The 23,182-nt window shown below is 72.8% G+C and carries 21 protein-coding genes; 12 read left to right on the top strand and 9 right to left on the bottom strand.

All coding sequences use genetic code 11. From position 1 onward, the window contains the following. The first annotated feature begins 101 nt into the window (after nucleotides 1-101). Entirely contained in the window at nucleotides 102-962 is an 861-nt protein-coding gene (locus ACIP5M_RS27060) for an Fpg/Nei family DNA glycosylase (RefSeq protein ID WP_401201571.1), read from the top strand. Nucleotides 963-988: 26 nt separating this feature from the next. After that, nucleotides 989-1,396 carry a hypothetical protein gene (locus ACIP5M_RS27055; RefSeq protein ID WP_401201569.1) on the top strand — a complete coding sequence of 136 codons (408 nt, stop codon included), beginning with the start codon at nucleotides 989-991 and terminating at the stop codon, nucleotides 1,394-1,396. A gap of 13 nt (nucleotides 1,397-1,409) precedes the next feature. Here ACIP5M_RS27055 and ACIP5M_RS27050 read toward each other — a convergent pair whose 3' ends face one another. After that, nucleotides 1,410-1,910: a hypothetical protein gene (locus tag ACIP5M_RS27050; protein WP_401201567.1), complete on the bottom strand. Its 501-nt coding sequence runs from the start codon at nucleotides 1,908-1,910 to the stop codon at nucleotides 1,410-1,412. Nucleotides 1,911-2,103: 193 nt separating this feature from the next. Next, a complete protein-coding gene (locus tag ACIP5M_RS27045; RefSeq protein ID WP_401201565.1) occupies nucleotides 2,104-2,643 on the bottom strand; it encodes a sigma-70 family RNA polymerase sigma factor in 540 nt (179 codons plus the stop codon). Between the two features lie 377 nt (nucleotides 2,644-3,020). Between ACIP5M_RS27045 and ACIP5M_RS27040 the strand changes: the two genes are divergently transcribed. Further along, nucleotides 3,021-4,226, top strand: a complete 1,206-nt coding sequence (locus ACIP5M_RS27040) for a CapA family protein (protein ID WP_401201563.1) — start codon at nucleotides 3,021-3,023, stop codon at nucleotides 4,224-4,226. Between the two features lie 36 nt (nucleotides 4,227-4,262). Here the strand turns inward: ACIP5M_RS27040 and ACIP5M_RS27035 are convergent, their stop codons facing one another. Then, nucleotides 4,263-4,724 (bottom strand): universal stress protein, encoded by a 462-nt coding sequence (locus ACIP5M_RS27035; RefSeq protein ID WP_401201562.1) that lies wholly within the window; start codon nucleotides 4,722-4,724, stop codon nucleotides 4,263-4,265. Between the two features lie 60 nt (nucleotides 4,725-4,784). Between ACIP5M_RS27035 and lysX the strand changes: the two genes are divergently transcribed. After that, nucleotides 4,785-8,090 (top strand): bifunctional lysylphosphatidylglycerol synthetase/lysine--tRNA ligase LysX, encoded by a 3,306-nt coding sequence (lysX, locus tag ACIP5M_RS27030; RefSeq protein ID WP_401201560.1) that lies wholly within the window; start codon nucleotides 4,785-4,787, stop codon nucleotides 8,088-8,090. Nucleotides 8,091-8,181: 91 nt separating this feature from the next. Further along, a complete protein-coding gene (locus tag ACIP5M_RS27025; protein ID WP_401201558.1) occupies nucleotides 8,182-9,069 on the top strand; it encodes a polysaccharide deacetylase family protein in 888 nt (295 codons plus the stop codon). 160 nt (nucleotides 9,070-9,229) lie between these two features. On the opposite strand, the gene ACIP5M_RS27020 is transcribed toward ACIP5M_RS27025, so the two are convergent. Further along, nucleotides 9,230-9,892 carry a class F sortase gene (locus tag ACIP5M_RS27020; protein WP_401201556.1) on the bottom strand — a complete coding sequence of 221 codons (663 nt, stop codon included), beginning with the start codon at nucleotides 9,890-9,892 and terminating at the stop codon, nucleotides 9,230-9,232. Between the two features lie 364 nt (nucleotides 9,893-10,256). Between ACIP5M_RS27020 and ACIP5M_RS27015 the strand changes: the two genes are divergently transcribed. Next, a complete protein-coding gene (locus ACIP5M_RS27015; RefSeq protein ID WP_401201554.1) occupies nucleotides 10,257-10,757 on the top strand; it encodes a hypothetical protein in 501 nt (166 codons plus the stop codon). 136 nt (nucleotides 10,758-10,893) lie between these two features. Here ACIP5M_RS27015 and ACIP5M_RS27010 read toward each other — a convergent pair whose 3' ends face one another. From ACIP5M_RS27010 to ACIP5M_RS27000, 3 genes are all read right to left on the bottom strand, one after another. Then, nucleotides 10,894-11,484 (bottom strand): hypothetical protein, encoded by a 591-nt coding sequence (locus ACIP5M_RS27010; RefSeq protein WP_401201553.1) that lies wholly within the window; start codon nucleotides 11,482-11,484, stop codon nucleotides 10,894-10,896. 274 nt (nucleotides 11,485-11,758) lie between these two features. Beyond that, nucleotides 11,759-12,529: a hypothetical protein gene (locus ACIP5M_RS27005; RefSeq protein WP_401201551.1), complete on the bottom strand. Its 771-nt coding sequence runs from the start codon at nucleotides 12,527-12,529 to the stop codon at nucleotides 11,759-11,761. A gap of 63 nt (nucleotides 12,530-12,592) precedes the next feature. Continuing rightward, a complete protein-coding gene (locus ACIP5M_RS27000; RefSeq protein ID WP_401201549.1) occupies nucleotides 12,593-12,736 on the bottom strand; it encodes a hypothetical protein in 144 nt (47 codons plus the stop codon). An 867-nt stretch (nucleotides 12,737-13,603) separates the two neighbouring features. Here ACIP5M_RS27000 and ACIP5M_RS26995 point away from each other — a divergent pair. Next, a complete protein-coding gene (locus tag ACIP5M_RS26995; RefSeq protein WP_401201754.1) occupies nucleotides 13,604-14,434 on the top strand; it encodes an SAM-dependent methyltransferase in 831 nt (276 codons plus the stop codon). Nucleotides 14,435-14,559: 125 nt separating this feature from the next. Then, entirely contained in the window at nucleotides 14,560-16,683 is a 2,124-nt protein-coding gene (locus ACIP5M_RS26990; RefSeq protein WP_401201753.1) for a putative bifunctional diguanylate cyclase/phosphodiesterase, read from the top strand. A 172-nt stretch (nucleotides 16,684-16,855) separates the two neighbouring features. Here ACIP5M_RS26990 and ACIP5M_RS26985 read toward each other — a convergent pair whose 3' ends face one another. Beyond that, nucleotides 16,856-17,935, bottom strand: a complete 1,080-nt coding sequence (locus tag ACIP5M_RS26985; protein ID WP_401201547.1) for an FAD-dependent monooxygenase — start codon at nucleotides 17,933-17,935, stop codon at nucleotides 16,856-16,858. Between the two features lie 106 nt (nucleotides 17,936-18,041). Here ACIP5M_RS26985 and ACIP5M_RS26980 point away from each other — a divergent pair, with 106 nt between their 5' ends. After that, entirely contained in the window at nucleotides 18,042-18,686 is a 645-nt protein-coding gene (locus ACIP5M_RS26980) for a TetR/AcrR family transcriptional regulator (protein ID WP_401201545.1), read from the top strand. 49 nt (nucleotides 18,687-18,735) lie between these two features. On the opposite strand, the gene ACIP5M_RS26975 is transcribed toward ACIP5M_RS26980, so the two are convergent. Next, on the bottom strand, nucleotides 18,736-19,614 hold the full coding sequence (locus ACIP5M_RS26975) for a LysR family transcriptional regulator (protein ID WP_401201544.1): 879 nt from the start codon (nucleotides 19,612-19,614) through the stop codon (nucleotides 18,736-18,738). 93 nt (nucleotides 19,615-19,707) lie between these two features. On the opposite strand from ACIP5M_RS26975, the gene ACIP5M_RS26970 reads away from it, so the two are divergent. The 3 genes from ACIP5M_RS26970 to ACIP5M_RS26960 are packed head-to-tail and all read left to right on the top strand — an operon-like array spanning nucleotide 19,708 to nucleotide 23,116. Next, entirely contained in the window at nucleotides 19,708-20,412 is a 705-nt protein-coding gene (locus tag ACIP5M_RS26970; RefSeq protein ID WP_401201542.1) for a succinate dehydrogenase cytochrome b subunit, read from the top strand. Between the two features lie 2 nt (nucleotides 20,413-20,414). Next, nucleotides 20,415-22,379 (top strand): fumarate reductase/succinate dehydrogenase flavoprotein subunit, encoded by a 1,965-nt coding sequence (locus tag ACIP5M_RS26965; RefSeq protein WP_401201540.1) that lies wholly within the window; start codon nucleotides 20,415-20,417, stop codon nucleotides 22,377-22,379. Continuing rightward, the gene (locus ACIP5M_RS26960; protein WP_401201538.1) at nucleotides 22,376-23,116 is read left to right on the top strand and encodes a succinate dehydrogenase/fumarate reductase iron-sulfur subunit; all 741 of its coding nucleotides are present in this window, start codon (nucleotides 22,376-22,378) and stop codon (nucleotides 23,114-23,116) included. Before ACIP5M_RS26965 ends, ACIP5M_RS26960 begins: the two co-directional genes overlap by 4 nt. Nucleotides 23,117-23,182 lie beyond the last annotated feature (66 nt).

Below are 23,182 nucleotides of genomic sequence, written 5' to 3'. Positions count from 1 at the left end.
GCACCGGGTCGGCCGGCCGGCCGGCCGGCGGTCGCGTCACCGGGAGCCGCGGGGCCCGCGGCCGGCTCGCGTTTCGTCCGGGAGGGCGGCAGGCTGGACCCATGCCCGAGCTGCCCGAGGTCGAGGCCCTGCGGGAGTACCTCGACGAGCACCTCACCGGGCGGGTGGTCGAGCGCGTCCTCCCGCTCGCCGTGAGCGTGCTCAAGACGTACGACCCGCCGCTGACCGCCCTCGAAGGGCAGAGCGCCGGAGCCACCGCCCGGTACGGCAAGTTCCTGGCGGTGCCAATCGGCGAGCTCCACCTCGTCACCCACCTGGCCCGGGCCGGCTGGCTGCGCTGGCAGGACACCCTGCCCGCGCAGCCGCCGCGCCCCGGCAAGGGCCCGCTCGCCCTGCGCGTCGTACTCGAAGGCGGCGGCGGCTTCGACCTCACCGAGGCCGGGACCCAAAAGCGCCTCGCCGTGTACGTGGTCCACGACCCGCAGGACGTCCCCGGCATCGCCCGCCTCGGCCCCGACCCGCTCGCCGAGGCCTTCGACCGGGACGCCTTCGCCGCGCTGCTCGCCGGGGAGCGGCGCCAGATCAAGGGCGTCCTGCGCGACCAGGGCGTCATCGCCGGGATCGGCAACGCGTACAGCGACGAGATCCTGCACCGGGCCAAGGTCTCGCCCTTCAAACTGGCCGCCTCCTTCGACGAGGAGCAGACCACCCGGCTGTACGAGGCCGTCCGTGACACCCTGGGCGAGGCGGTCGAGCGGGCGCACGGGGTGGCCGCGGGCCGGCTCAAGGCCGAGAAGAAGAGCGGCCTGCGGGTGCACGGCCGGGCCGGGGAGCCGTGCCCGGTGTGCGGGGACACCGTCCGCTCGGTCTCCTTCGCCGACTCCTCCCTGGAGTACTGCCCCACCTGCCAGACCGGCGGCAAGCCGCTCGCCGACCGGCGGCTCTCGCGCCTCCTCAAATAGCCGGGCGCTGCGTAGACTCCGGCACCATGGCCGAGGAGCAGCCGCAGTCGCCGCCCCGGCGCGAGGTCGTCACCGGGGTGCCCCGGAGCGTCCGCCGCCGGCCGCCCGCGCACACCCCGGCGCGCTCCGAGATCTCCGAACAGACCACCCTGGGCGCGACCTACGTACGGGCCCTGATGCGCAGTCAGCTGCGTGCCGCGCTGGGGGCGCTGGCCGCGCTGGCGCTGCTGGTCGGGACGCTCCCGCTGGTATCGGTGCTGCCGCGCGCCGGGTCGGGGCCGCTGATGTGGGCCGCTCTGGGCGTGCTGGTGTATCCGCTGATGTGGCTGATCGCCCGGTGGTACGTCGCCCGGGCCGAGCGCAACGAGGCCGATTTCACGGGCCTGGTGACGGACCCGGCACAGGCGCCGGGCCCCGCCCGCCGCCGCGGGTAGGCGAGAGGGCCGCTCAGAAGAGGTGCATGGCCAAATGGCCCAGCGGCAGGCCGAGTTGCCAGGCTGGGGTCCAGACCCGGGCGTTCTCGTCCAGGCCGGGCGAGGTGCCGGCGTGGCCGTTCCGGCCCGGGTCCAGATTGGTGGCGAACAGTTCGGTGCGGTCCAGCCAGCGCCACGCCGCCCGGGCCAGTTCCAGGTCCGGCTCCCCGGCCCGGCCGCGCTCGCTGGCTTCCTCGCCCAGCGCGAGGAACCGGGTGTGGACCCAGTCGCGCCAGGGATGACCGTACGCCGTCAGCGAGAGCCACTCGTCGAGCTGGGAGACCACCCGGATCCCGGAGAGCTCCCCGGCCGCGTCCGAGAGGTAGATCGTCAGCGCGAGGGTGTCGCGCCCGGCCCGGAACTCCAGGGTGCTGACCGGGATCAGCCGGCCGGTGCGCAGCAGTTCGTCCGCGATGTACTCGGCGTAGAGCCACGCCATGGGCACCGCGAGCCCGCCGTCACTGGTGCCGTTCATACCCTCGGGCTGCACCGTTCCACCTTCTCCCGCGCGTCGAGCGTCCCGTCGTCAGCCCCGAGCCTTCACCGAGCGGCTCGCGGAGCGGGGGATGTTTACTCAACTTGCACGGTCTGATGCCTCATTTCGTGCGGTTCATGTCCGGTCCGCGCCCGTTCGAGGCGTTCTCCGACCCTTCCCCGTGCGCCCTTCCTCAGGCGCCGAGGCCGTACCCGTACCCCTGGAGGCCCTTCTTCAGGGCCCGCAGGGCGTAGTGCGTACGGGATTTGACGGTTCCGGCCGGAATGCCGAGTTCGGCGGCGGCCTCGGCCACCGAGCGGTCCCGGAAGTAGACCTGCAGCAGCACCTCGCGGTGCTCCGGCCCCAGGGAGCCCACGGCCCGCCGCACGTCGATCGCCGTGACCGAACCGGCCACTGGATCCTCGGGCGCCGGTGCCTGCTCGAGCCCCTCCGCGTCCACCTCCTGCGGCCGGGACAGACGGGCCCGCCGCGCGTCGATCGCGAGGCGCCGGGCCACCGTGAACAGCCAGGGCCGCATGGACTCGTGTCCGCTCGCGAGGACCTCCGGGTGCTGCCAGGCCCGTACGAGCGTCTCCTGTACGAGGTCCTCGGCGCGCTGGGCGTCCCCGGCGGTCAGCCCGACGAGGAAACCGAACAGCGCCCGCCCGTGGTCGCGCTGGAGTTCGGCCAGGGCCTCGGGATCGGTGTGCGAAAGGGTGGGGGAGGGCGGCACGAGGGGCTCCTTCCGGGGTCCGTGGGTCCGTGACCGAGGGCGACACCTCAACCCTGACCTGCACGGAGCCGCCCGGGAACCGTCCGGTCGGGGTGGTGCGCCCAAGCACCCGGGTCATCCGGTGGGCGGCCGGGCCGGGCGGTGAACGGTCGAACGGCGCGCCGAACGGCAGCGGTCGCGGCGCCGGCCCGGACGGCGCTCACGGCAGCACCCCCGGCGGCCACCCGGGGTCTTCGCTCCCGGCGGCCCCCGGAGCCTCCGGAGGCCGCCGTCCGGGTGAGCCGGTGCCCCCCGGCCGGATCCGGTCCTTGACTTGGGGCGTCTCGTTATATGGATTGCAGGTGATCAGATAGTCCTACCAATGAGAGCCGGGATAGATGACCAAGCGCACCCGACAGGCCGTCTCCGTCCTCTCGGCCCTCCTGCTCTCGGCGGCCGCCGGCTGCTCGGCCGCGGGGGGCTCGGCAGCGGGCCCGGCACCGGCCCGCCTCGCCGAACCCGGCAAGCGGACCCCCACCAGCGCCGAGGGCTCCCCGGCAGCCGGGGGATTCACCCTGGTCGCGAGCGGCGACGTCCTCCCGCACACCTCGGTCATCCAGCGCGCGGCCGACGACGCGGACGGCGACGGGTACGACTTCAGGCCCATGTTCTCCGGCGTCAAACCCCTGGTCTCCGCGGCCGACCTGGCCCTGTGCCACATGGAGACCATCTACGGCGAGGAAGGCGGCCCCTTCTCCGGCTATCCCGCCTTCAAGTCCCCGCAAGAGGTGGCCGACGGGCTCAAGGACGCCGGATACGACGGCTGCTCCACGGCCTCGAACCACACCCTCGACGACGGCGCCGACGGGCTGCGCCGCACCCTCGACCGCTTCGACAAGGTCGGCCTGAAACACGCCGGCTCGGCCCGTACGGCGGCCGAGGCGGCCACGGTGACCACCTACACGGCGGGCTCCGCCAAGGTCGCGCACCTCGCGTACACCTACGACACCAACGGCTACCCGCTGCCCGAGGGGCAGCCGTGGGCGGTCAACCTCATGGAACAGGACAAGATCATCGCGGATGCGCGGGCCGCCCGGAAGTCGGGCGCGGACGTGGTCCTGGTCAGTCTGCACTGGGGCACGGAGTGGCAGACCGAACCGGACGAGACGCAGCTGACGCTGGGCAGGGCGCTGACCGCCTCGCAGACCGGCGGGCGCCCCGACATCGACCTGATCCTGGGCACGCACGCGCACATCCCGCAGCCCTACGAGAAGGTCAACGGGACCTGGATCATCTACGGCATGGGCGACCAGGTGGCCGGGGAGATGTTCAACTACACCGGGGCCCGCGACATGCGCGGCAACTACGGCTCGATCGGCCGCTTCACCTTCGCCCCGCCGGCCGCGGCCGGGCAGCGCTGGCAGGTGACCAAGGCCGAGTTCGTCCCCCAGATGATGGACCTGTCCAGCGGCAGGGTCGTCAACCTCCCCGCCACCCTGGCCAAGGACCCCGACCGCGACGACTACGAGCGCGCCCAGGACGCCATCAGCGAAGCCGTCCTCAGCCGCGGAGCCGCCAAGGACGGCCTCACCATGGCGAAGTAGCACCCCGGGCCCGGCCGCACGGCCCGCGCCTGCGGCCTACGGGACCACCGTCACCGGCCAGCGGCCCGCCTTGACCAGGCGGATCGCCACCGAGCCCACGAAGCGGTGCCCGGCCTGTTCGGACGCTCCGACCACCACCGCGTCGGCCGTCAGCTCCTCCGCCGCGCTCACCAGGCCCGCGTAGGGGTCGCCGCGGAAGGTGTGGAACTGCCAGCGGACCTCGTAGATGCCCTTGAGGCGCTCCGCCGACTCGCGGATCTCCGCCACCAGCCCCTCCGCGATCTCCCCGGTGGTGTCGGCCACCGGCGCGCCCAGCGAGGCCCCGGCCGCCATCACCGGCTGGACGTACACCAGCGCCAGCAGTGCGTTCTGCCGCCGGGCCAGCCCCGCCGCGTAGGCCGCGGCCCGGAGGGAGGACTCCGACCCGTCGACCCCGGCCAGGATCACCTTCGGGCCGTCGGTACCGCGCTCGAATCCCGTGTTCACGTGCTCCGTCACCCTCCCGAGCGTATCCGCCTCGCCGAGCGGACGACCGCCGCCGTCCCTACAGTGCGAACCATGAGTGCCACCGTGGAGGAGACGCGCGGAACCCGGAACCGCTTCCTGAACCGGGTTCCCGACGGATTCGGCGCGTTCTTCGGAGCGCTCGGCCTGCTGTGCGCCCTGCTGTCGCTCTCCCCGACACTGCGCAGGCTGCTGCGGCCCATCGTGCACTTCCTGGACCTCATCGTCGTCCCGGTCAGCGCCAACCTCGCCTACGCCGTCTTCCTCTTCCTCCTCGCCGCGGCCCTCGGCACCCGCAAGAAGGTCGCCTGGTGGATCGTCGTCACCTATCTGGCCCTGCTGATCCTCGCCGACGTGCTGAGCATGGCCGAAGGCGACTACTGGATCGGCGTCCCCTCCATGGCCGTCGCCATCGCCGCGCTGGCCCTGCTGATCGCCGCCCGCAGCGAGTTCTACGCCGCCTCCCGGCCCGGCGCGCTCTGGCGGGCCCTGATCGTCCTCGGCACCGGCCTGCTCGCCGCCGTCCTCGTCGGCTGGGGGCTCGTCGGCCTCTTTCCCGGCAGCCTGCCCCGGGGGCAGTGGCTGGACTGGGCCGCCAAGCAGGTCTTCGGCGGCCTCTTCTCCGCCCGGGAGTTCGACGGCCGCCCGCCCCGGCCGCTGTACTTCCTGCTCGGCCTCTTCGGCGCCGTCGCCCTGCTGAACGCCGCCGCCACCCTCTTCCGCTCCCAGCGCCTGACCGCCGCGCTGCACGGGGACGAGGAGCTGCGCATCCGGGCCCTCCTCGGCGCCTACGGGCGCAGCGACTCCCTCGGCTACTTCGCCACCCGCCGCGACAAGGCCGTGGTCTTCGCCCCCAACGGCAAGGCCGCCGTCACCTACCGCGTCGAAGCCGGCGTCTGCCTCGCCAGCGGCGACCCGGTCGGGGACCCCGCGGCCTGGACCCCCGCCATCGACGCCTGGCTCGCCGTCGCCCGCCGCTACGGCTGGCAGCCCGCCGTCATGGGCGCCTCCGAGAACGGTGCCAACGCCTACGCCCGCTCCGGCCTCGGCGCCCTCCAGCTCGGAGACGAGGCCATCCTCCACGTGGCCCACTTCGACCTCGACGGCCGTGACATGCGCGTCACCCGGCAGGCCGTCAACCGGGTCAAGCGCACCGGGGCCACCACGCTCATCCGCCGCCACTCCGCCCTCTCCGAGGACGAGATGCAGATGATCGTGGACCGGGCCGACCGCTGGCGCGACACCGAGACCGAGCGCGGCTTCTCCATGGCCCTGGACCGGCTCGGCGACCGCGCCGACGGGGACTGCCTCCTGGTGGAGGCCCTCGACGCCCAGGGAGAGCTGATCGCCCTGCTCTCCTTCGTTCCCTGGGGCAAGGACGGCATCTCCCTCGACCTCATGCGCCGTGACCGCACCGCCCCCAACGGGGTCATGGAGTTCATGGTCGCCCAGCTCTGCGCCGCCGCCCCCGGCCTGGGCGTACGCCGGATCTCCCTCAACTTCGCCGTCTTCCGCTCCGCCTTCGAGGAGGGCGGCCGGATCGGCGCCGGCCCCGTCCTCAAGCTGTGGCGCAAGCTGCTGCTGTTCTTCTCCCGCTGGTGGCAGCTGGAGGCGCTGTACCGCTCGAACGTCAAGTACGGCCCCGAGTGGTACCCGCGGTTCCTCTGCTACCAGGACGCCGGCTCGCTCGCCCGGGTCAGCCTCGCCTCCGGCATCGCCGAGGGCTTCGTCTCCGTACCCAGCCTGCGCACCCTGTGGGGAAACGGCCATCCCAAGGGCCTCACCGCCCCCGCGTCCACCGAGGGGCTGCCCTCCATCGCCTCCCTGGGCCTGGACACCGCAGGGGAGGAGGCCGAGGCGGTCCCGCGGGCCGGGCGGCTGCCCGAGCAGGTGCGCGTCCGCCACGACAAGCTGGAGCGCATCCGCGCCGGCGGCACCGACCCGTACCCGGTCGGCATCCGGCAGCGCACCCACACCGTGGCCGAGCTGAAGGCCGCGCACCCCATCCACCCGCCCGGCGCCCGCTCCGGCGAGGAGGCCACCCTCGCCGGGCGCGTCATGGTCGTACGCGACCTCGGCGGCGTGCTCTTCGCCGTCCTGCGCGACTGGTCCGGGGACGTACAGCTGATGCTGACGCGCGACGAGACCGGCGCCGGTGTCATGGACTCCTTCACCTCCCAGGTCGACTTCGGCGACCACGTCGTCGCGAGCGGCGAGGTCGGCGCGAGCGAGAGCGGCGAGCTGTCCCTGGTCGTGCGGGACTGGCAGCTCACCGGCAAGTGCCTGCGCCCCCTCCCCGACAAGCGCAAGGGGCTCGCCGACCCGGAGGCCCGCGTCCGGCGCCGCTACCTCGACCTCGTCGCGAGCCCCGGCGCCCGGGACGTCGTACGGGCCCGCTCCAGCGCGGTACAGGCCCTGCGCCAGGGCCTGCTGGACCGCGGGTACCTGGAGGTCGAGACCCCGATGCTCCAGCAGATCCACGGCGGCGCCAACGCCCGGCCGTTCCGCACCCACATCAACGCCTACGACCTCGACCTGTACCTGCGCATCGCACCCGAGCTGTACCTGAAGCGGCTGTGCGTCGGCGGCATGGAGAAGGTCTTCGAGATGGGCCGCACCTTCCGCAACGAGGGCGTCTCCTACAAGCACAATCCCGAGTTCACGATGCTGGAGGCCTACCAGGCCTTCGCCGACTACGACGTCATGCTCGACCTCACCCGCGAGCTGATCCAGGGCGCGGCGCAGGCGGCCTTCGGCTCGCCCGTCGCGCACAAGGCGGGAGCCGACGGGAAGCTCGTCCTCCACGACATCTCCGGGCCCTGGCCGGTGAAGACGGTCTACGGGGCGATCAGCGAGGCCCTCGGCGAGGCGGTCGACGCCGACACCGAGGAGCACGTGCTGCGCGGGCTGTGCGACCGGGCGGCGGTGCCGCACGCTCCCGAGGACACCCGCGGCGACGTGGTCCTGGAGATGTACGAGCGGCTTGTGGAGGAGCGGACCGAGCTGCCCACCTTCTACAAGGACTTCCCGACGGACGTCTCCCCGCTGACCCGGCAGCACCGCAAGGACCCTCGGCTCGCGGAGCGCTGGGACCTGGTGGCCTTCGGCACCGAACTGGGCACCGCCTACTCGGAGCTGACCGATCCGGTCGAGCAGCGGCGCCGGCTCACCGCGCAGTCCCTGCTCGCTGCGGGCGGCGACCCGGAGGCGATGGAAATCGACGACGACTTCCTGGACGCCCTGGAATACGCGATGCCGCCGACCGGCGGCCTGGGCATCGGCGTGGACCGGCTCGTCATGTTCCTCACCGGCCTGACCATCCGTGAGACGCTCCCGTTCCCCCTGGTGCGACGCGGCTGAGCGGTCCCCGGGCTGGGCCGAGCGGGTGACGGGGAGGGGGTCCGTCCGCGCCTCTCGACACCTCCGGCGATGTCGTTGATACGTAGTAATAATGAAAAATGACGAGCCGACAGTAGGGCGACGCGTGCTCCTGCGTACCGCCGTCTTCCTCGGAGTCGCGGCCGCCGCCGGACTGATCAACGCGGGCGACGAGGGCGGGGTGGCGGGCCGCCCCGGCGCGCCGGGGGCCCCCGGCGGTGCCCCCGGCCCGAACCCGGCGGCGGGGCCGCCCGGCAGCAGGATCCACGAGCTGGCCGCCGAGAAGTCGTACCGGCTGCGGCCGATGACCGCCGAGGCCCCCGGCCGTCCGTCCGCCGGGAAGCCGGCCGTGCGGACCCGGCCCATCCTGGAGCTCCCGGCCGGCGCGAGCGCGGGCGCCATGGTCCTCACCTTCGACGACGGCCCCGACCCCCGCTACACCCCGGGGATCCTCGACATCCTCGCCCGGTACGGGGTGCGCGCCATGTTCTTCGTCTGCGGGGAGATGGCCGCCGAGAACCGCGACCTGCTGCGCCGGATGGCCGCCGAAGGCCACGTCATCGGCAACCACACCTGGACCCACCCCCTCATCCCCACGCTCAGCCGGCCCGGCCTCACCTCCGAGATCGGCCGCACGAGCGAGGTCGTACAGCAGGCCGTGGGCGAGGCGCCGGTGTGGTTCCGGGCGCCGTACGGGGCATGGAACCGGGCCGCCTTCGAGATCGGCGCGGAGCTGGGCATGGAGCCGCTCGCCTGGACCGTGGACACCCTGGACTGGAAGGAGCCGGGCACCACGACGATCGTCTCCCGGGTCCTGTCGGGCGCCGGGTCGGGCGTGATCATCCTCTCGCACGACGCGGGCGGCAACCGGTCGCAGAGCGTCCAGGCGATCTCCTCCTACCTGCCCCAACTGCTCGCGCGGGGTTACCGGATGACCCTCCCGGTGCTGCCGCCGCGCTGAGCGCGGCCGCCACCGTGGCCCGGGCCGCGCCCCGGGCGCGGGTGTGGCCGCGGCACGGCGGGGGTTTGCCGGGGCAGGGGCGGGGGCGCGCCGCGGAAGCGCGGGGGCGTGCCGCGGCGGGCCCGCCGGCCCCGGTTCAGCGGACCTCCACCATCCGGGTTCAGCGGGCCTCCACCATCCGGGCGAAGACGACCACGTTGCCGTCGTAGCCGCGGCCCTTCGAGTAGCCGCCGCCGCACGTGATCACCCGGAGCTCCGGGTGCCCGGTGTCCCCGTACACCCGGGCTCCGGGGAAGGCGTCCTTGGAGAACACCTCCACGCCGTACACCTCGAACACCGCCGTGCGCCCGTCGTACCGCTCCACCTCGATGTGGTTGCCCGGCTTCACCGAGCCCAGCCCGTAGAAGACCGCCGGGCCCTGCGCGTTGTCCACGTGGCCCACGATGACCGCCGAACCCCGCTGGCCGGGCGAGATGCCGTTGAGGTACCAGCCCGCGAGGTTCCGGTCCTGCGGCGGCGGGGCGTCGATCCAGCCCTCCGCGTCCAGCCCGACGGTCATCACCGGAGCGTCCACGTTGATGGTGGGGATCCGGATGCGCTGCACCGACGAGTGCTCCAGCACCTCCATGTCCGTGGGCGGCGAGGGTGGGTTCGCCGGAAGCTGGTCGGCGGTCACCGCGACGCGCGAGGCCGCGGTGGGCTGGGGCGGCCCGTCGTCGATGTCCACACCGTTCCGCACCATCGCGAGGCCGGTGAGCATGACCAGGGCGATGACGCCCCACGGTGAGCGTCTGCGTGACTGCCCGGTCTCGTCCTCGCCCATCGTTCTCCCTTCCCGACGCGGGGGTCCCGACCCGCGTTCCTGTCCCCACCCCTGTACGCCCTACTTCACGCACGCTAAGGCTGCACCGGCAGGACGGCGAGAGGGGAGGGGCGAACGGGTGGCGGGGCCCGGAAGGGGCCGGAAGGGGTGCGCCCATCCAGGTAATCGTCACATAAATGCCTGACGGGTCGTGACCTGCGGATCCGTCAGTTGTGCCGCCCGCTCTTCGGCGTGTCGCTCAACCGGGCGGCCCAAAGGCGGAAATGCGGAGCTTGCGGGCCGACCCGAGGGTTCGACGTGGGAGGCGTTCTCGTCGATCATCCGGGGCCGACGCTCCGGGGCGCTTTCCGCTGGAGGTTCCACCATGCGTGTTTTTCGCGCTCTCACCATGACGGCGGCAGCCTGCGCCGCGATCGGCCTCAGTGTCCCCTTCGCCTCCGCGAACACCCCGATGGGCGGGGGCGGCGGACCCAGCAACATCTCGGTCAACCCGTACGCCGTGCACCAGGGAGCCACGATGCAGGTGAGCGCCGCGGGCTGCGGACACGGCGGCACCGTCACCTCGCCCGGCAACTTTCCGCCGGCCAACCTCTCCGCCGGTTCGATCGGCTTCGCGACCGTCCGGATCTTCAACCACGCCTCGCCCGGCCCCCACACGCTGTCGGTCAAGTGCAACGACAACAGCCTGGTCGCCACGCACCGCTTCACGATCCTCCCGGGCAACCCCGCGCAGGGCGGCATCGGAGGCTCCTTCGGCCCGTCCACCGCCGAGACGGCCATCGGCGCGGGGCTGGTCGGCGCGGCGGCCCTCGGCGCGGGCGCCCACGTGGTGCGCCGCCGCCGTCCGCTCCGCGGTCGCGCCTGACCGGCCGGCCTCCCCGGTCAGGCACGGAAAACCGCCGGTCGCCCCAAGTCCTCGCCAGGACTCGGGGCGACCGGCGGTTGGGAAGGCGGGGTGGCGGGGGCACCGGGCTCGGTTCGGGGGGAAGGGCGGCGGCGGCTCAATGGCCGCGGCCGCTTCCACGGCGCCGCAGCGTGTACGCCGTACCGGCCGCCGCCGCGAGGAAGAGGCCGACGCCCGCGACGAGTTCGACGGGGTCCATGCCCGCCACGCTGCCGCCGAGTCCGCCGCGGACGCCGAGGGTGGAGGCGGAGGTGCTGACCGCCCGCGGAGGGGCGGTGGCCCCCAGCGTCGAACTCGTGGTGGGCCGGGACGAGCCGCCGGCGATCGTCAGGTCGGCCGAGCCGGTCTCCCCGCCGCAGGTGAAGGAGACGGAGTACACGGCGCCGATCCGGGCGTCCCGGTCCACCGTGACCCGCACGCTCTGGCCGCGGAAGATGCTCACGGTGTCGAACACCCCGGAGGAGGCGCTGGCATAGGCCGCGTTGCAGCCGCTGACGGACAGCAGCGTCTGGCCGCCCGGGGCGACCGTGGAGGGGGTGACGGCGAAGCCGAAAGAGGTGACCTGCTTGGCCTCGGCCGCGGTCGCGTGGGTCGCGGCGGGCGTGCCGAGGGCGCCGAGCGCGATGACGGCGCCCGTGGCGACGCCGGCGCTCAGAAGGGCTGTGGCGGAGGAACGTATCGCACCCATGGTTGGTTCTCCGGATCTCCGAGGAGCAGCCGCGGAACGGTTCCGCACGTGGGGGGTCGTGCGCCTCGATGTCCGCCACGCTAGGTGGGGGTGCGGCGGCCCGCGATCAGGAGCGGCCGAATGGGGCACGGCAGTGGGCCGAACCGGGGACGGGAGGCCCGCCCCCGGTTTGGCCGGTTGCCCGGTGCACCGGGTCCGACCGGTGCACCCCGTGCGCCCGGTGCGCCTGGGTCGGGCCCGGTGCGCCTGGTCGCCCGGCGCCGCCGCCCCGCCGTCAGTCGTCCAGGCCCAGATGCGGGAACTGTGCGAAGAAGGGTTCGGCGGTGGCCGCGATGCCGCGCCCGAAGGGCGCGTCGAAGTCCCAGATGAGGAACAGCAGGAAGGCGATCAGCGCGCTGAACAGCCCCGCCAGCAGCAACTCCCGGAAAGACCGCCGGATCTGGAGGGTGAAGATCAGGCCCACGGTCACCAGGGCGCCGGTGATCAGCCCGAACCACACCACCCCCGGCATGGTGGCCCCGGCGCTCAGCCCGCGCGCACTGCGGGCGTCGTCCACCACCGCGACCTGGTCGACCAGCGGCTGGTAGGCCTGGCCCTCGTGGTCGGTCTTCGGCTCGTAGTCGGTGACGTCCCGGCGGATACGTTCCAGCAGCTCCCCGCCGCGGTCCGTGAGATCGCCGTGGTCGGCCATCACCGTCCACTCCGTGTCCACCACGTACGTCACGTACGCGTCGACATCCGCCCGGATCTTCTGCCGCACCTCGGCCGGGTACACCTGGGAGCGCGTGCTGATCTCGTGCAGGGCCTGCGCCTCCTGGCGCACGTACTCCTGGGCGGCGCCGCGGCCCTCCCAGACGCCGGCGATCGCCAGGCCCAGCACGATCGCGTAGATCACGCCGATCATCATCGTCATGTACTCGATGACGTCCGGGGTTTCGTTCGGATCGTCGTCCTCGCCGATCCTGCGGTGGTTGAAGAAGGCGATGGTCAGCACCACGGCACAGGCCGCGGCCATCGCGAGGGACAGGACGAGCCATTCCGACAAGATGACTCCCAATCGGTCACAGGTGGGCGGACGTGCCGGCCGGACACCCCTGGGTGTGTCCGGCTAGCGGGGGCGCAGCGCGACGATCGCGAGCACCGCCGGAGCCGCAGTGAGCAGGGTGAAGGTCACCGGTGAGATGTGGTGCTCGACCGGCTTGCGGGTGGGGGCGTGGTACGCCGGACGGGCCACCGGTTTCGGCGGCGCCACGACGGGGGCGGGCGGTGGCGGTGGCAGGGGCGGCTCGACCGCCCGGGGAGGCGCGGGCACCGGCTTCGGCGGGGCCGGGGCGGGCCGTACCGGCTTCGGGACGGGTTTCGGCGCCGGTGGGGGTGGCGGCGGTGGTGGCGGAGTAGGTGGGGGTGGTGGCGTGGGCTTGGGCGGCGGTGGTGTCGGCTTGGGCGGCGGTGGGGTGGGTGTCGGGGTCGGGGTCGGCTTCGGTGGACAGGGCGGGGGAGGCGGGGGCGGACAGTGGTGCCCCCCGTGATGGCCCCCGCCGTGCCCTCCTCCGTGGCCGCCGCCGTGCCCTCCTCCGGGCCCGCTGCCGTGGTGGCCGCCGTGATGTCCGCCACCCGGACCGCTTCCGCGGCCCCCGCTGCCGGCCACCGCGACCGCTGTGGCGGCGGCCGCGCCGTCGCCGGAGCCGGTCGTCGCGTAGGCGCAGCTATCAGCCACGGCCGGGCTGGCGGACAGGGCCGCCCACAGCAGGACCGGAATCACCAGCAGGCGCCTGTCACAGGCTTTGTTCACCCGGGGATCATGGGCCCCGGGGCGGCCGGGCGCGCGGGGGTCGGCCCCGGTTCGCCTGAACGGATGGAGTGCCGACCGTAGAGGTTTGAGCCAGTCGTGGGTCGATCGCGCGGCGACTCCGGTCACCCGCCGGGCAATTCCCAAAGGGGATTGGTCGGTACCGATCAATCCCCCCGCCGGAGGGGTCCCGCGCCTTTGGTGTGTGACGAAGAACGGATCGGCAATTTCCGCTTTTGCTCGCCCCGTTGGGCAATGATCAGTACATTCGGCTCGGACAGGAGTCCGACCCCGCACGGACCACCGTAGGAACAACGCTTGGAGACCCCGATGGAGCGCCCCGCCTGGGCCCCGCCAGGCATCGACATATCGGTGCCGAGCGTGTCCCGCATCTACGATTACTACCTGGGCGGCTCCCACAATTTCGAGGTCGACCGGCAGACGGCCCGCCGCGCCATGGAATTCATGCCGGGCCTGCCCAAGATCATGCAGGCCAACCGGGCATTCATGCGCCGCACCGTCCGGCACGCCGTCGCCGAGGGCGTCACGCAGTTCCTCGACATCGGCTCCGGCATCCCCACCTTCGGCAATGTCCACGAGATCGCCCAGGGCGCCAGCCCCGAGGCACGCGTGGTCTACGTCGACCACGACCCGGTGGCCGTCGCGCACAGCAAGGCCGTCCTGGAGGGCGACGAGCACACCGGAGTCGTCGCCGCCGACCTGCGCAAGCCGCGCGACATCCTGTCCGACCCCGAGGTCGGCCGGCTGCTCGACCTCGACCGCCCGGTGGCCCTGCTGCTCGTCGCCGTCCTGCACTTCGTGGAGGACGCGGACGAGCCGTACGCCGCCGTGGCCCAGCTGCGCGACGCGCTGGCCCCGGGCAGCCTGCTGATCCTCACCCACGCCTCCTACGAGGGGATCCCGCTCTCGGAGGAGGTCGCGGGCGGGGCCGTCGGCGTCTACCGGGACATCCGCAACCCCCTCGTCATGCGCACCGCGGAGCAGATCCGCGGCTTCTTTGACGGGTTCGAGCTGCTGGAGCCCGGGCTGGTGTCCATGCCCGAGTGGCGCCCGGACCGCGCCGACGGAGCGGAGGACGGAGAGGCGCAGGAGGACCCCTACGCCTTCTCGGGCTTCGGCGGCGTGGGACGCAAGGCGTGAGACTCCCGGCACAGACGGCGGGCGCTCCGGACGCCGCCGCTCCCTCCGCCGCGCCCGACCCCGGACCGGAGGCGTCCCCGGGCGCCCCACCGGCGCCGGATCCCGCGGCGGCCCCGCAGGGCGGCCTGGAGGACCGGATCGCCCGCTTCGCGACCATCTGGGGGCGGGCGATCTTCCCCGTCACGGCGACCTCGCTGACGCGCCCCGAGTTCGAGCGGCACCTCGTGCCGCTCACCCGGACCCTCGTCGAGGCCCTGCACGCCCGGCCGTTCGACGCCGCCGTCGGCCAGCGGGTCGGCGCCGAGCTCGTCGCCGTGCACTGCACCGACCCCGAGGCCCTCGCGGGCACCCTCGGCGTGGTCGAGTCGTACCTGGTGCTCTACTGCGGTTCCGGGGCGCAGGGCACCGAGGAGTACCGGGCCCGCTGCGCCCGGCTCCAGCACGGGATCGCCGCGGGGTTCGCCCGCGCCCTGCGCGAGCGCACCCTCAAGGAGCAGGAGGCCATCGCCCGCTCCGCGCTCACCGCCCGCAGTGATGCCCAGCAGGCTCTGCACGCGAGTGAGGAGCGCTTCCGGGCGGTCTTCGAGGGGGCGGCCATCGGCATCGGGATCGCCGACCTCGAAGGCAACATCCTGGAGGTCAACGACGCGCTGCTCCAGATGTTCGGCGGCCTGGAGGGACACGTCCGGGGCCGCAAGGTCAGCGAGTGGGGGCACCCCGACGACACACCGCACGTCTGGCGGATGTACGGCGAACTCGTGCGCGGGGAGCGGGAGAGCTACCGCGTGGAGAAGCCGTACTACCGCCACGACGGCACCGTGCTGTGGACCAACCTGACGGTGTCGCTGCTCCGTGACGCCGAGGGCATGCCGCAGTACCAGCTGGCCCTGATGGAGGACACCACCGAACGCCGGCTGCTGAACCTGCGCCTGCGGTACGAGGCCACCCACGACGCCCTGACCGGCCTGCCCAACCGGACGCTCTTCTTCGAGCGGCTGGAGAAGGCCCTGAGCGGGGCGGGAGGCAGCCGCTTCGGCCTGTGCTACCTGGATCTCGACGGGTTCAAGACGGTCAACGACAGCCTCGGCCACTCGGCGGGGGACCGACTGCTGGTCGAGGTCGCCGACCGGCTGCAGAGCTGCGCGACCGGACCGGGCGAGGTCGTCGCCCGGCTCGGGGGCGACGAGTTCGTCGCCCTGACCACCGGCGCAGACACCGAGCAGAAGGCGGCCGACCTCGCGGTCCGCATCCTGTCCGCACTGTCCACACCGATCCGGCTGGAGGGCCGTGAGCTGACGGTCCGGGGCAGCATCGGCATCGTGGAAGGCCCGGCCGGCGAACGCACCCCGGCGGAGGTGCTGCGCAGCGCCGACATCACCATGTACCGGGCCAAGGCGGCCGGCGGAAACCGCTTCGAATTCGCCGACGCCGAGGCCGACGCCCGGGCCATCACCCGGCACGGGCTGACCAACGCCCTGCCGGCGGCGCTGGAGCGCGGCGAGTTCTTCATCGAGTACCAGCCGCTGGTCCACATGCACGACGGCAGCGTCCACGGCGCCGAGGCGCTGGTGCGCTGGTCGCACCCGCAGTACGGGGTCCTCGGGCCGGACCGCTTCATTCCGCTCGCCGAACGCACCGGGCTGATCGTGCCCCTCGGCCGCTGGGTCCTGGAGGAGGCCGTCCGCCAGGCCCGCAACTGGCAGCGCCAGCACGGCGGTTCCTCCCTGCGGATCAACGTCAACCTCTCGCCGACCCAGCTGCACCACCCCGGCCTGGTCGCCGACACGGTCGCCGTGCTGGAGAAGTCGGGCCTCGCCCCCGGCGCGCTGTGCCTGGAGGTCACCGAGTCGGCGCTGATAGGCGCCGACGACGAACTCCTCGAACCGCTGCGCCGGCTCGCCGCGCTGGGCGTCGACATCGCGCTCGACGACTTCGGCACCGGCTACTCGAACCTCGCCAACCTGCGCCGCCTCCCCGTCAGCGTCCTGAAGCTGGACCGCTCCTTCACCAAGGGGATGCAGCAGAGCCCGGCCAACCCGGTGGACGTCAAGATCGTGGAGGGGATCGTCGCCCTGGCCCACAGCCTCGAACTCGCCGTCACCGTCGAGGGCGTGGAGACCGGCGCCCAGGCCGCCCAGCTGCGCGACCTCGGCTGCGACACCGCCCAGGGCTGGTACTACGCCCGCCCCGGCGCCCCCGACCGCATCCACGCGCTCTCCCTCTCGGACGCGGTTCCCACCGCCTCCTGAGGTGAGCCCGACCCGGGCCGCCCGCCGGCCCGCCGGCCCGGCGGGCGGCCCGCCACCCGGCCGGCCGGTCTCGGCCCGCTTCGCCTCGGTCCGGTCGGTGCCGCACGGGCGGGTCAGCCGCCGCTCGGTCGGTCAGCCGCCGCTCGGTCCGCCCCGTCGCACTGTGGTCGGGTCAGCCCAGGGCCGAATCCATGCCCGCCTCCGTTCCGTTGCCCGGTTCGCGGACCGCCGCCAGGACCCGCTCCATCCGCCGGGAGGTGTCGGCCAGCAGGTCGGCGGCCACCGGCAGGCGCTCCGCCTCGTACCCGTCGAGCACGTCCTCCTCCGCGGCCCCGGAAAGTGCGGCGGCCAGGGTCCGGGCGAGGGCTGCCGCGTCCCGGATTCCGGTGTTCATGCCCAGCCCGCCGGCGATGGGGTGGACGTGTGCCGCGTCCCCGGCCAGGAAGGCGCGGCCCTCGCGTATCCGGGCGGCCATGCGGACGTTGAGCCGCCAGGCCGACAGCCACGTCGGCTCGGCCAGCCGGATCCCCGGCATCCGCGCGTGGCGGTCGAAGAGCCGCTGGAAGCCTTCCAGGGAGGGCGGCAGCGGCTCTCCCCGCTCGTCGAGCTCCGGGGAGGCCTGGAGCTGGAAGACCTCGGTTCCCGGTATCGGGCAGAGCAGGATCCCGCCGCCGTCCGAGGTGAACCACTGGTGCCAGTAGTCACGGCTGAGTCCTGGGGCCGTCACATCCCCGAGCGTCATCGACTCCGTCTCCGCGGTGTGTCCTTCGAAGGGGATCCCGAGGACCTTGCGGACGGTGCTGTGGCCGCCGTCGCATCCGGCCGCGTAGCCGGCGCGGACTGAACGGCCGTCCGCCAGCCGCGCGGTGACCCCCGTCGAGTCCTGCTCGAGCCCGACGACCCGGACCCCGTACTCGACGGCCACCCCGAGGCCGGCCAGTCGCTCGCGGAGCACCTCCTCGACCTGCCACTGGCCGATGACGAGGCCGTCGCCGGCGGGCGTGTCCCTGATGGGGACGCCGTCGAAGTACTTGCGCAGGACCAGGCCCCTGGTGCCGGTGGCGGAGATCCGCTCCGCGACGCCGAGCCGGGCGAAGACCTCCAGGCTGGAGCGGTCGAGTCCCTTGCCCCGGGACTCCCGGTGCGGGCCGGAGCGCCCCTCGAGGATCCGGACGGCGACGCCGCGCAGGGCGAGGTCACACGCCAGGGTCAGTCCGGTGGGGCCGGAGCCCACGATCAGTACGTCGGTCATCGGAAGTCCTCTCGTCGCGGTGTGACTCCAGGAAAGCGGCTCAGCCGCGAAAAAGCAACCCGGTTAAAAAAATAACTCGGTCACGAATCCGTGGTAGGGTGTACGCATGGACAACACGACGGGTCTGCGCGAGAACAAGAAGCTCCGTACGCGCCGCCTGCTGGCGGCCACGGCGCTGGAACTCTTCCTGGAGCGGGGCTTCGATGCCGTGTCGGTGGCGGACGTCGCCGCCGCGGCCGAGGTCTCCAAACCCACGCTGTTCCGGTACTTCCCCAGCAAGGAGGACCTGGTCCTGGACCGCTTCGCCGATCATCAGGACGAAGCGGCGCGGATCGTGCGCGACCGGCCCGAGGGTCAGGGCCCGGTCGGCGCTGTGCACGCGCACTTCGTGGAGGCCCTCGGCCGGCGAGACCCGATCACCGGGCTCTGTGACCACCCGGAAGTCGTCGCCTTCCAGCGGCTGCTCTACTCCACCGCGAGCCTGGAGTCCCGCATCGCCCTCTACAGTGCCCGCGAGGTCGACCTCCTCGCCGCGGCGCTCGAGGCGGAGTCCGCGCCGCCGCTCAGCGCCCGGCTCGCGGCGCTGCACCTGATCGCCGTCCGCCACGAGCTGGGCCGGGAGAACTTCAGGCGGATCGAGGCCGGCCAGAGCGCCGACGCGGCCCACCCCGCGGCCGTGGCCGACGCCGACACGGCGTTCGGGATGCTCGCCCACGGCCTCGACCGGGTCCTGCCCATACGCACCGCCTGACCGTGCCGGGGCGCCGGCCGCACCGGCCGGGTCGGCCCGGCCGTGCGGGTCAGCCCACCAGCATCCGCTTCAGCTCCCGCGCCGCGCGCGGGGGAGCGACGTCCGTGCGGTGGGCCAGGGCGATCGTCCGGCGCAGCGGGGAGCCGGCGAGGCGGGTGGCGCGCAGACCGGGCCCGGCCCGGTCCACCACCATCGCCGGGACCACCGCGACGCCCAGCCCCGCCCGCACGAAACCGAGGACGGCGTCCATCTCGCCGCCCTCCACCGTGAACACCGGCTCGAAACCCTCCGCGCGGCATGCCGCCACGGTCAGCTCCCGCAGGTCGTATCCGTGCCGGAACATCACCATCGGCTCGTCGCGCAGCCCGGAGATGGCCAGCTCCCCGCCCCCACCGGGCGCCGGCCGCTCCGCGGAAGAGACCACCACCAAGTCCTCCGTCAGCAGCTCCACCGTGGTCAGCGCCGGGGCCGAGGGCGGCAGCGGCAGCGCGATCAGCGCCAGGTCCAGCGCCCCGCGCGCCAGCTCCCGTACGAGGTCCAGCGAACCGCTCTCCTCGATCAGCAGCTCGATCCCCGGATGCGCGGCGTGGAAGGCGCGCAGCACGTCCGGCAGCAGACCCGTGCACACGCTGGGCGTGGCCCCCAGCCGGACCCGCCCGCGCCGCAGTTGCGCCAACTCCTGTACCTCCAGGCGCGCCGTGTCCGCGTCCGCCAGGATCCGGCGGGCCAGTGGAAGCAGCGCCTCCCCCGCGTCGGTCAGCGCGATGTTGCCCCGGGCCCGGCTGAAGAGCTCGGCCCCCAGCTCCCGCTCGAGCGCCTTGATCTGCTGGGACAGCGAGGGCTGTGCCACGTGCACCCGCTCCGCGGCCCGGGTGAAGTGCCGGGTCTCGGCGACGGCCACGAAATACAGAAGCTGTTGGAACTGCATCAGCCCAGAATAGGTCACGATAGGAAGCACCTATCGAGATCAGCTCCATCATGTCTTGGACCTGTCGGGACTTTGGTCCTTACGGTCGATGACATGGCTTTGGCAACGCGGACGGGTCGACGGCCGTCCACCACGCGCACGATCTGGGACTCCTCCGTCGGCAAGAAGTCCGTGATGGCCGTCTCCGGTCTGATCATGCTCGGCTACCTGGTCGTGCACATGCTCGGCAACCTCAAGATCTTCTTCGGGGCGGACGAGTTCAACGGCTACGCCCACTGGCTGCGCACCCTCGGTTCGCCGTTCCTCCACCACGAGTGGGCCCTGTGGATCTTCCGCGTGGTGCTCCTCGCCGCGGTCGTCGCCCACGCCGTGTCCGCCTACCAGCTCAGCCGCCGCGCCCGGCGCGCCCGCCCGGTGAAGTACGCCCGCAAGCGCCGCCGCGCCGACTACGCCACCCGCACCATGCGCTGGGGCGGCATCATCCTCGGCCTCTTCATCGTCTGGCACCTGCTCGACCTCACCACGCTCACCGTGAACGAGCGGGCCTGGGCGGGCCACCCGTACGAGAACGTCCTCGCCACCTTCTCCACCTGGTACGGGAACACGATCTACATCATCGCGATGGCCGCCCTCGGCCTGCACGTCCGGCACGGCTTCTGGAGCGCGGCCCAGACCCTCGGCGCGGGCAACGCCCGGCGCGAGCGGACGCTGAAGTTCCTGGCCAACGCCCTGGCCCTCGTCCTCTTCGCGGGCTTCGTCTCCGTCCCCGTGGCCGTCATGACCGGAGTGGTGAACTGACCATGAACGACACCCTCGTGAGCGACTACAGCCGCTACACCACCGGCGAGCCCATCGCCGACACCAAGGCCCCCGAAGGCCCGATCGCGGACCGCTGGGACCGCCGCCGTTTCGAGGCCAAGCTCGTCAACCCGGCCAACCGCCGCAAGCACACCATCATCGTCGTCGGCACCGGCCTGGCGGGCGGTGCCGCCGGCGCGACCCTCGCCGAGCAGGGCTACCACGTCGTCCAGTTCTGCTTCTCGGATTCGCCGCGCCGCGCCCACTCCATCGCCGCCCAGGGCGGCATCAACGCCGCCAAGAACTACCGCAACGACGGTGACTCGGTGCACCGCCTCTTCTACGACACCGTCAAGGGCGGGGACTTCCGCGCCCGCGAGTCCAACGTCCACCGCCTCGCCCAGATCTCCGTCGAGATCATCGACCAGTGCGTGGCCCAGGGCGTCCCGTTCGCCCGCGAGTACGGCGGTCTCCTCGACACCCGCTCCTTCGGCGGAGTCCAGGTCTCCCGCACCTTCTACGCCCGCGGCCAGACGGGCCAGCAGCTGCTCCTCGGCGCCTACCAGGCCCTCTCCCGGCAGATCGCCGCCGGCAACGTCGACATGCACGCCCGCACCGAGATGCTCGACCTGATCGTCGTCGACGGAGTGGCCCGCGGCATCGTGGCCCGGGACCTGATCAGCGGCGAGATCTCCACCCACTACGCCGACGCGGTGGTGCTCGCGAGCGGCGGCTACGGCAACGTCTTCTACCTCTCCACCAACGCCATGAACTCCAACGCGACCGCCGTCTGGCGGGCGCACCGGCGCGGCGCGTACTTCGCCAACCCCTGCTTCACCCAGATCCACCCCACCTGCATCCCGCGCACCGGCGACCACCAGTCCAAGCTCACCCTGATGAGCGAGTCCCTGCGCAACGACGGCCGTATCTGGGTCCCCAAGGCCAAGGGCGACAACCGCCCCGCGGCCGAGATCCCCGAGGCGGAGCGCGACTACTACCTGGAGCGGATCTACCCCTCCTTCGGCAACCTCGTGCCCCGCGACATCGCCTCCCGCGCCGCCAAGAACGTCTGCGACGAGGGCCGCGGCGTCGGCCCCGGCGGCCAGGGCGTCTACCTCGACTTCGCCGACGCCATCCGCCGCATGGGCAAGGACAAGGTCGCCGAGAAGTACGGCAACCTCTTCGAGATGTACGAGCGGATCACCGCGGAGAACCCGTACGAGGTCCCCATGCGGATCTACCCCGCCGTGCACTACACGATGGGCGGCCTGTGGGTGGACTACGACCTCCAGACCACCGTCCCCGGCCTCTTCGCGATCGGCGAGGCCAACTTTTCCGACCACGGGGCCAACCGCCTCGGCGCCTCCGCCCTGATGCAGGGCCTCGCCGACGGGTACTTCGTGCTCCCGTCCACGATCAACGACTACCTCGCCCGCCACCCGCACCGGGAGAGCGTGGACGACAGCCACCCCGAGGCGGTGGCCGCCGTGCGCGAGACCCGCGAGCGGCTGGCGAAGCTGCTCGCAGTCGACGGCGACCGCACCCCCGACTCCTTCCACCGCGAGATCGGTGAACTGATGTGGGAGTACTGCGGAATGGCCCGCACCGAGGAGGGCCTGCGCAAGGCGCTCGACCGGATCCCCGAGATCCGCGCCGAGTTCTGGCGGCGGATCAAGGTCCCGGGCAGCGGCGAGGAGTTCAACCAGTCGCTGGAGAAGGCCAACCGCATCGTCGACTACCTGGAACTCGCCGAACTGATGTGCCTCGACGCGCTCGCCCGCGCCGAATCCTGCGGCGGGCACTTCCGCGAGGAGTCCCAGACCCCGGACGGCGAGGCCGAGCGGCGCGACGAGGAGTTCTCGTACGCCGCCGCCTGGGAGTTCGGCGGTACCGGCGCCGCACCCGTCCTGCACAAGGAAGACCTCGTCTTCGAGTACGTCCACCCCACCCAGCGGAGCTACGCATGAAGCTCACCCTGCGCGTCTGGCGCCAGAAGAACCCCGACGCCCCCGGCGCCATGGCCACCTACGAGGTCGACGGAATCTCGAAGGACATGTCCTTCCTGGAGATGCTCGACACCCTCAACGAGGACCTCATCGTCCGCGGCGAGGACCCGGTCGCCTTCGACCACGACTGCCGCGAGGGCATCTGCGGCGCGTGCAGCCTCGTCATCAACGGCGATGCCCACGGCCCGGAGCGCACCACCACCTGCCAGCTCCACATGCGGTCCTTCGACGACGGCGACACCATCGACGTCGAACCCTGGCGCGCCTCGGCGTTCCCGGTGGTCAAGGACCTCGTCGTGGACCGTGGCGCCTTCGACCGGATCATCCAGGCCGGCGGCTACATCACCGCGCCGACCGGGTCCGCGCCCGAGGCGCACGCCACCGCCGTGCCCAAGGCCGACGCCGACCACGCCTTCGAGCACGCCGAGTGCATCGGCTGCGGCGCGTGCGTGGCGGCCTGCCCCAACGGCTCGGCGATGCTCTTCACCTCCGCCAAGGTCAACCACCTCAACGTCCTCCCGCAGGGCTCGCCCGAGCGCGAGAGCCGCGTGCTGGACATGGTGGCCCGGATGGACGAGGAGGGCTTCGGCGGCTGCACCCTGACCGGCGAATGCGCCACGGCCTGCCCGAAGGGCATCCCGCTGCCGTCCATCGCCGCCATGAACAAGGAGTGGCTGCGGGCGGTCCGCAAGGGCTGACCCCGGCCAGGCAGGCCACCCAGCCGCGCCGGCCGCCCCGGCGCCGGCGCCGGCCGCCTGGGCCGA

The organism is Streptomyces sp. NPDC088762, assembly GCF_044750905.1.
In the GTDB taxonomy this organism is placed as follows: Bacteria; Actinomycetota; Actinomycetes; order Streptomycetales; family Streptomycetaceae; genus Streptomyces.
This window is presented reverse-complemented; position numbering and strand designations above follow the sequence as displayed.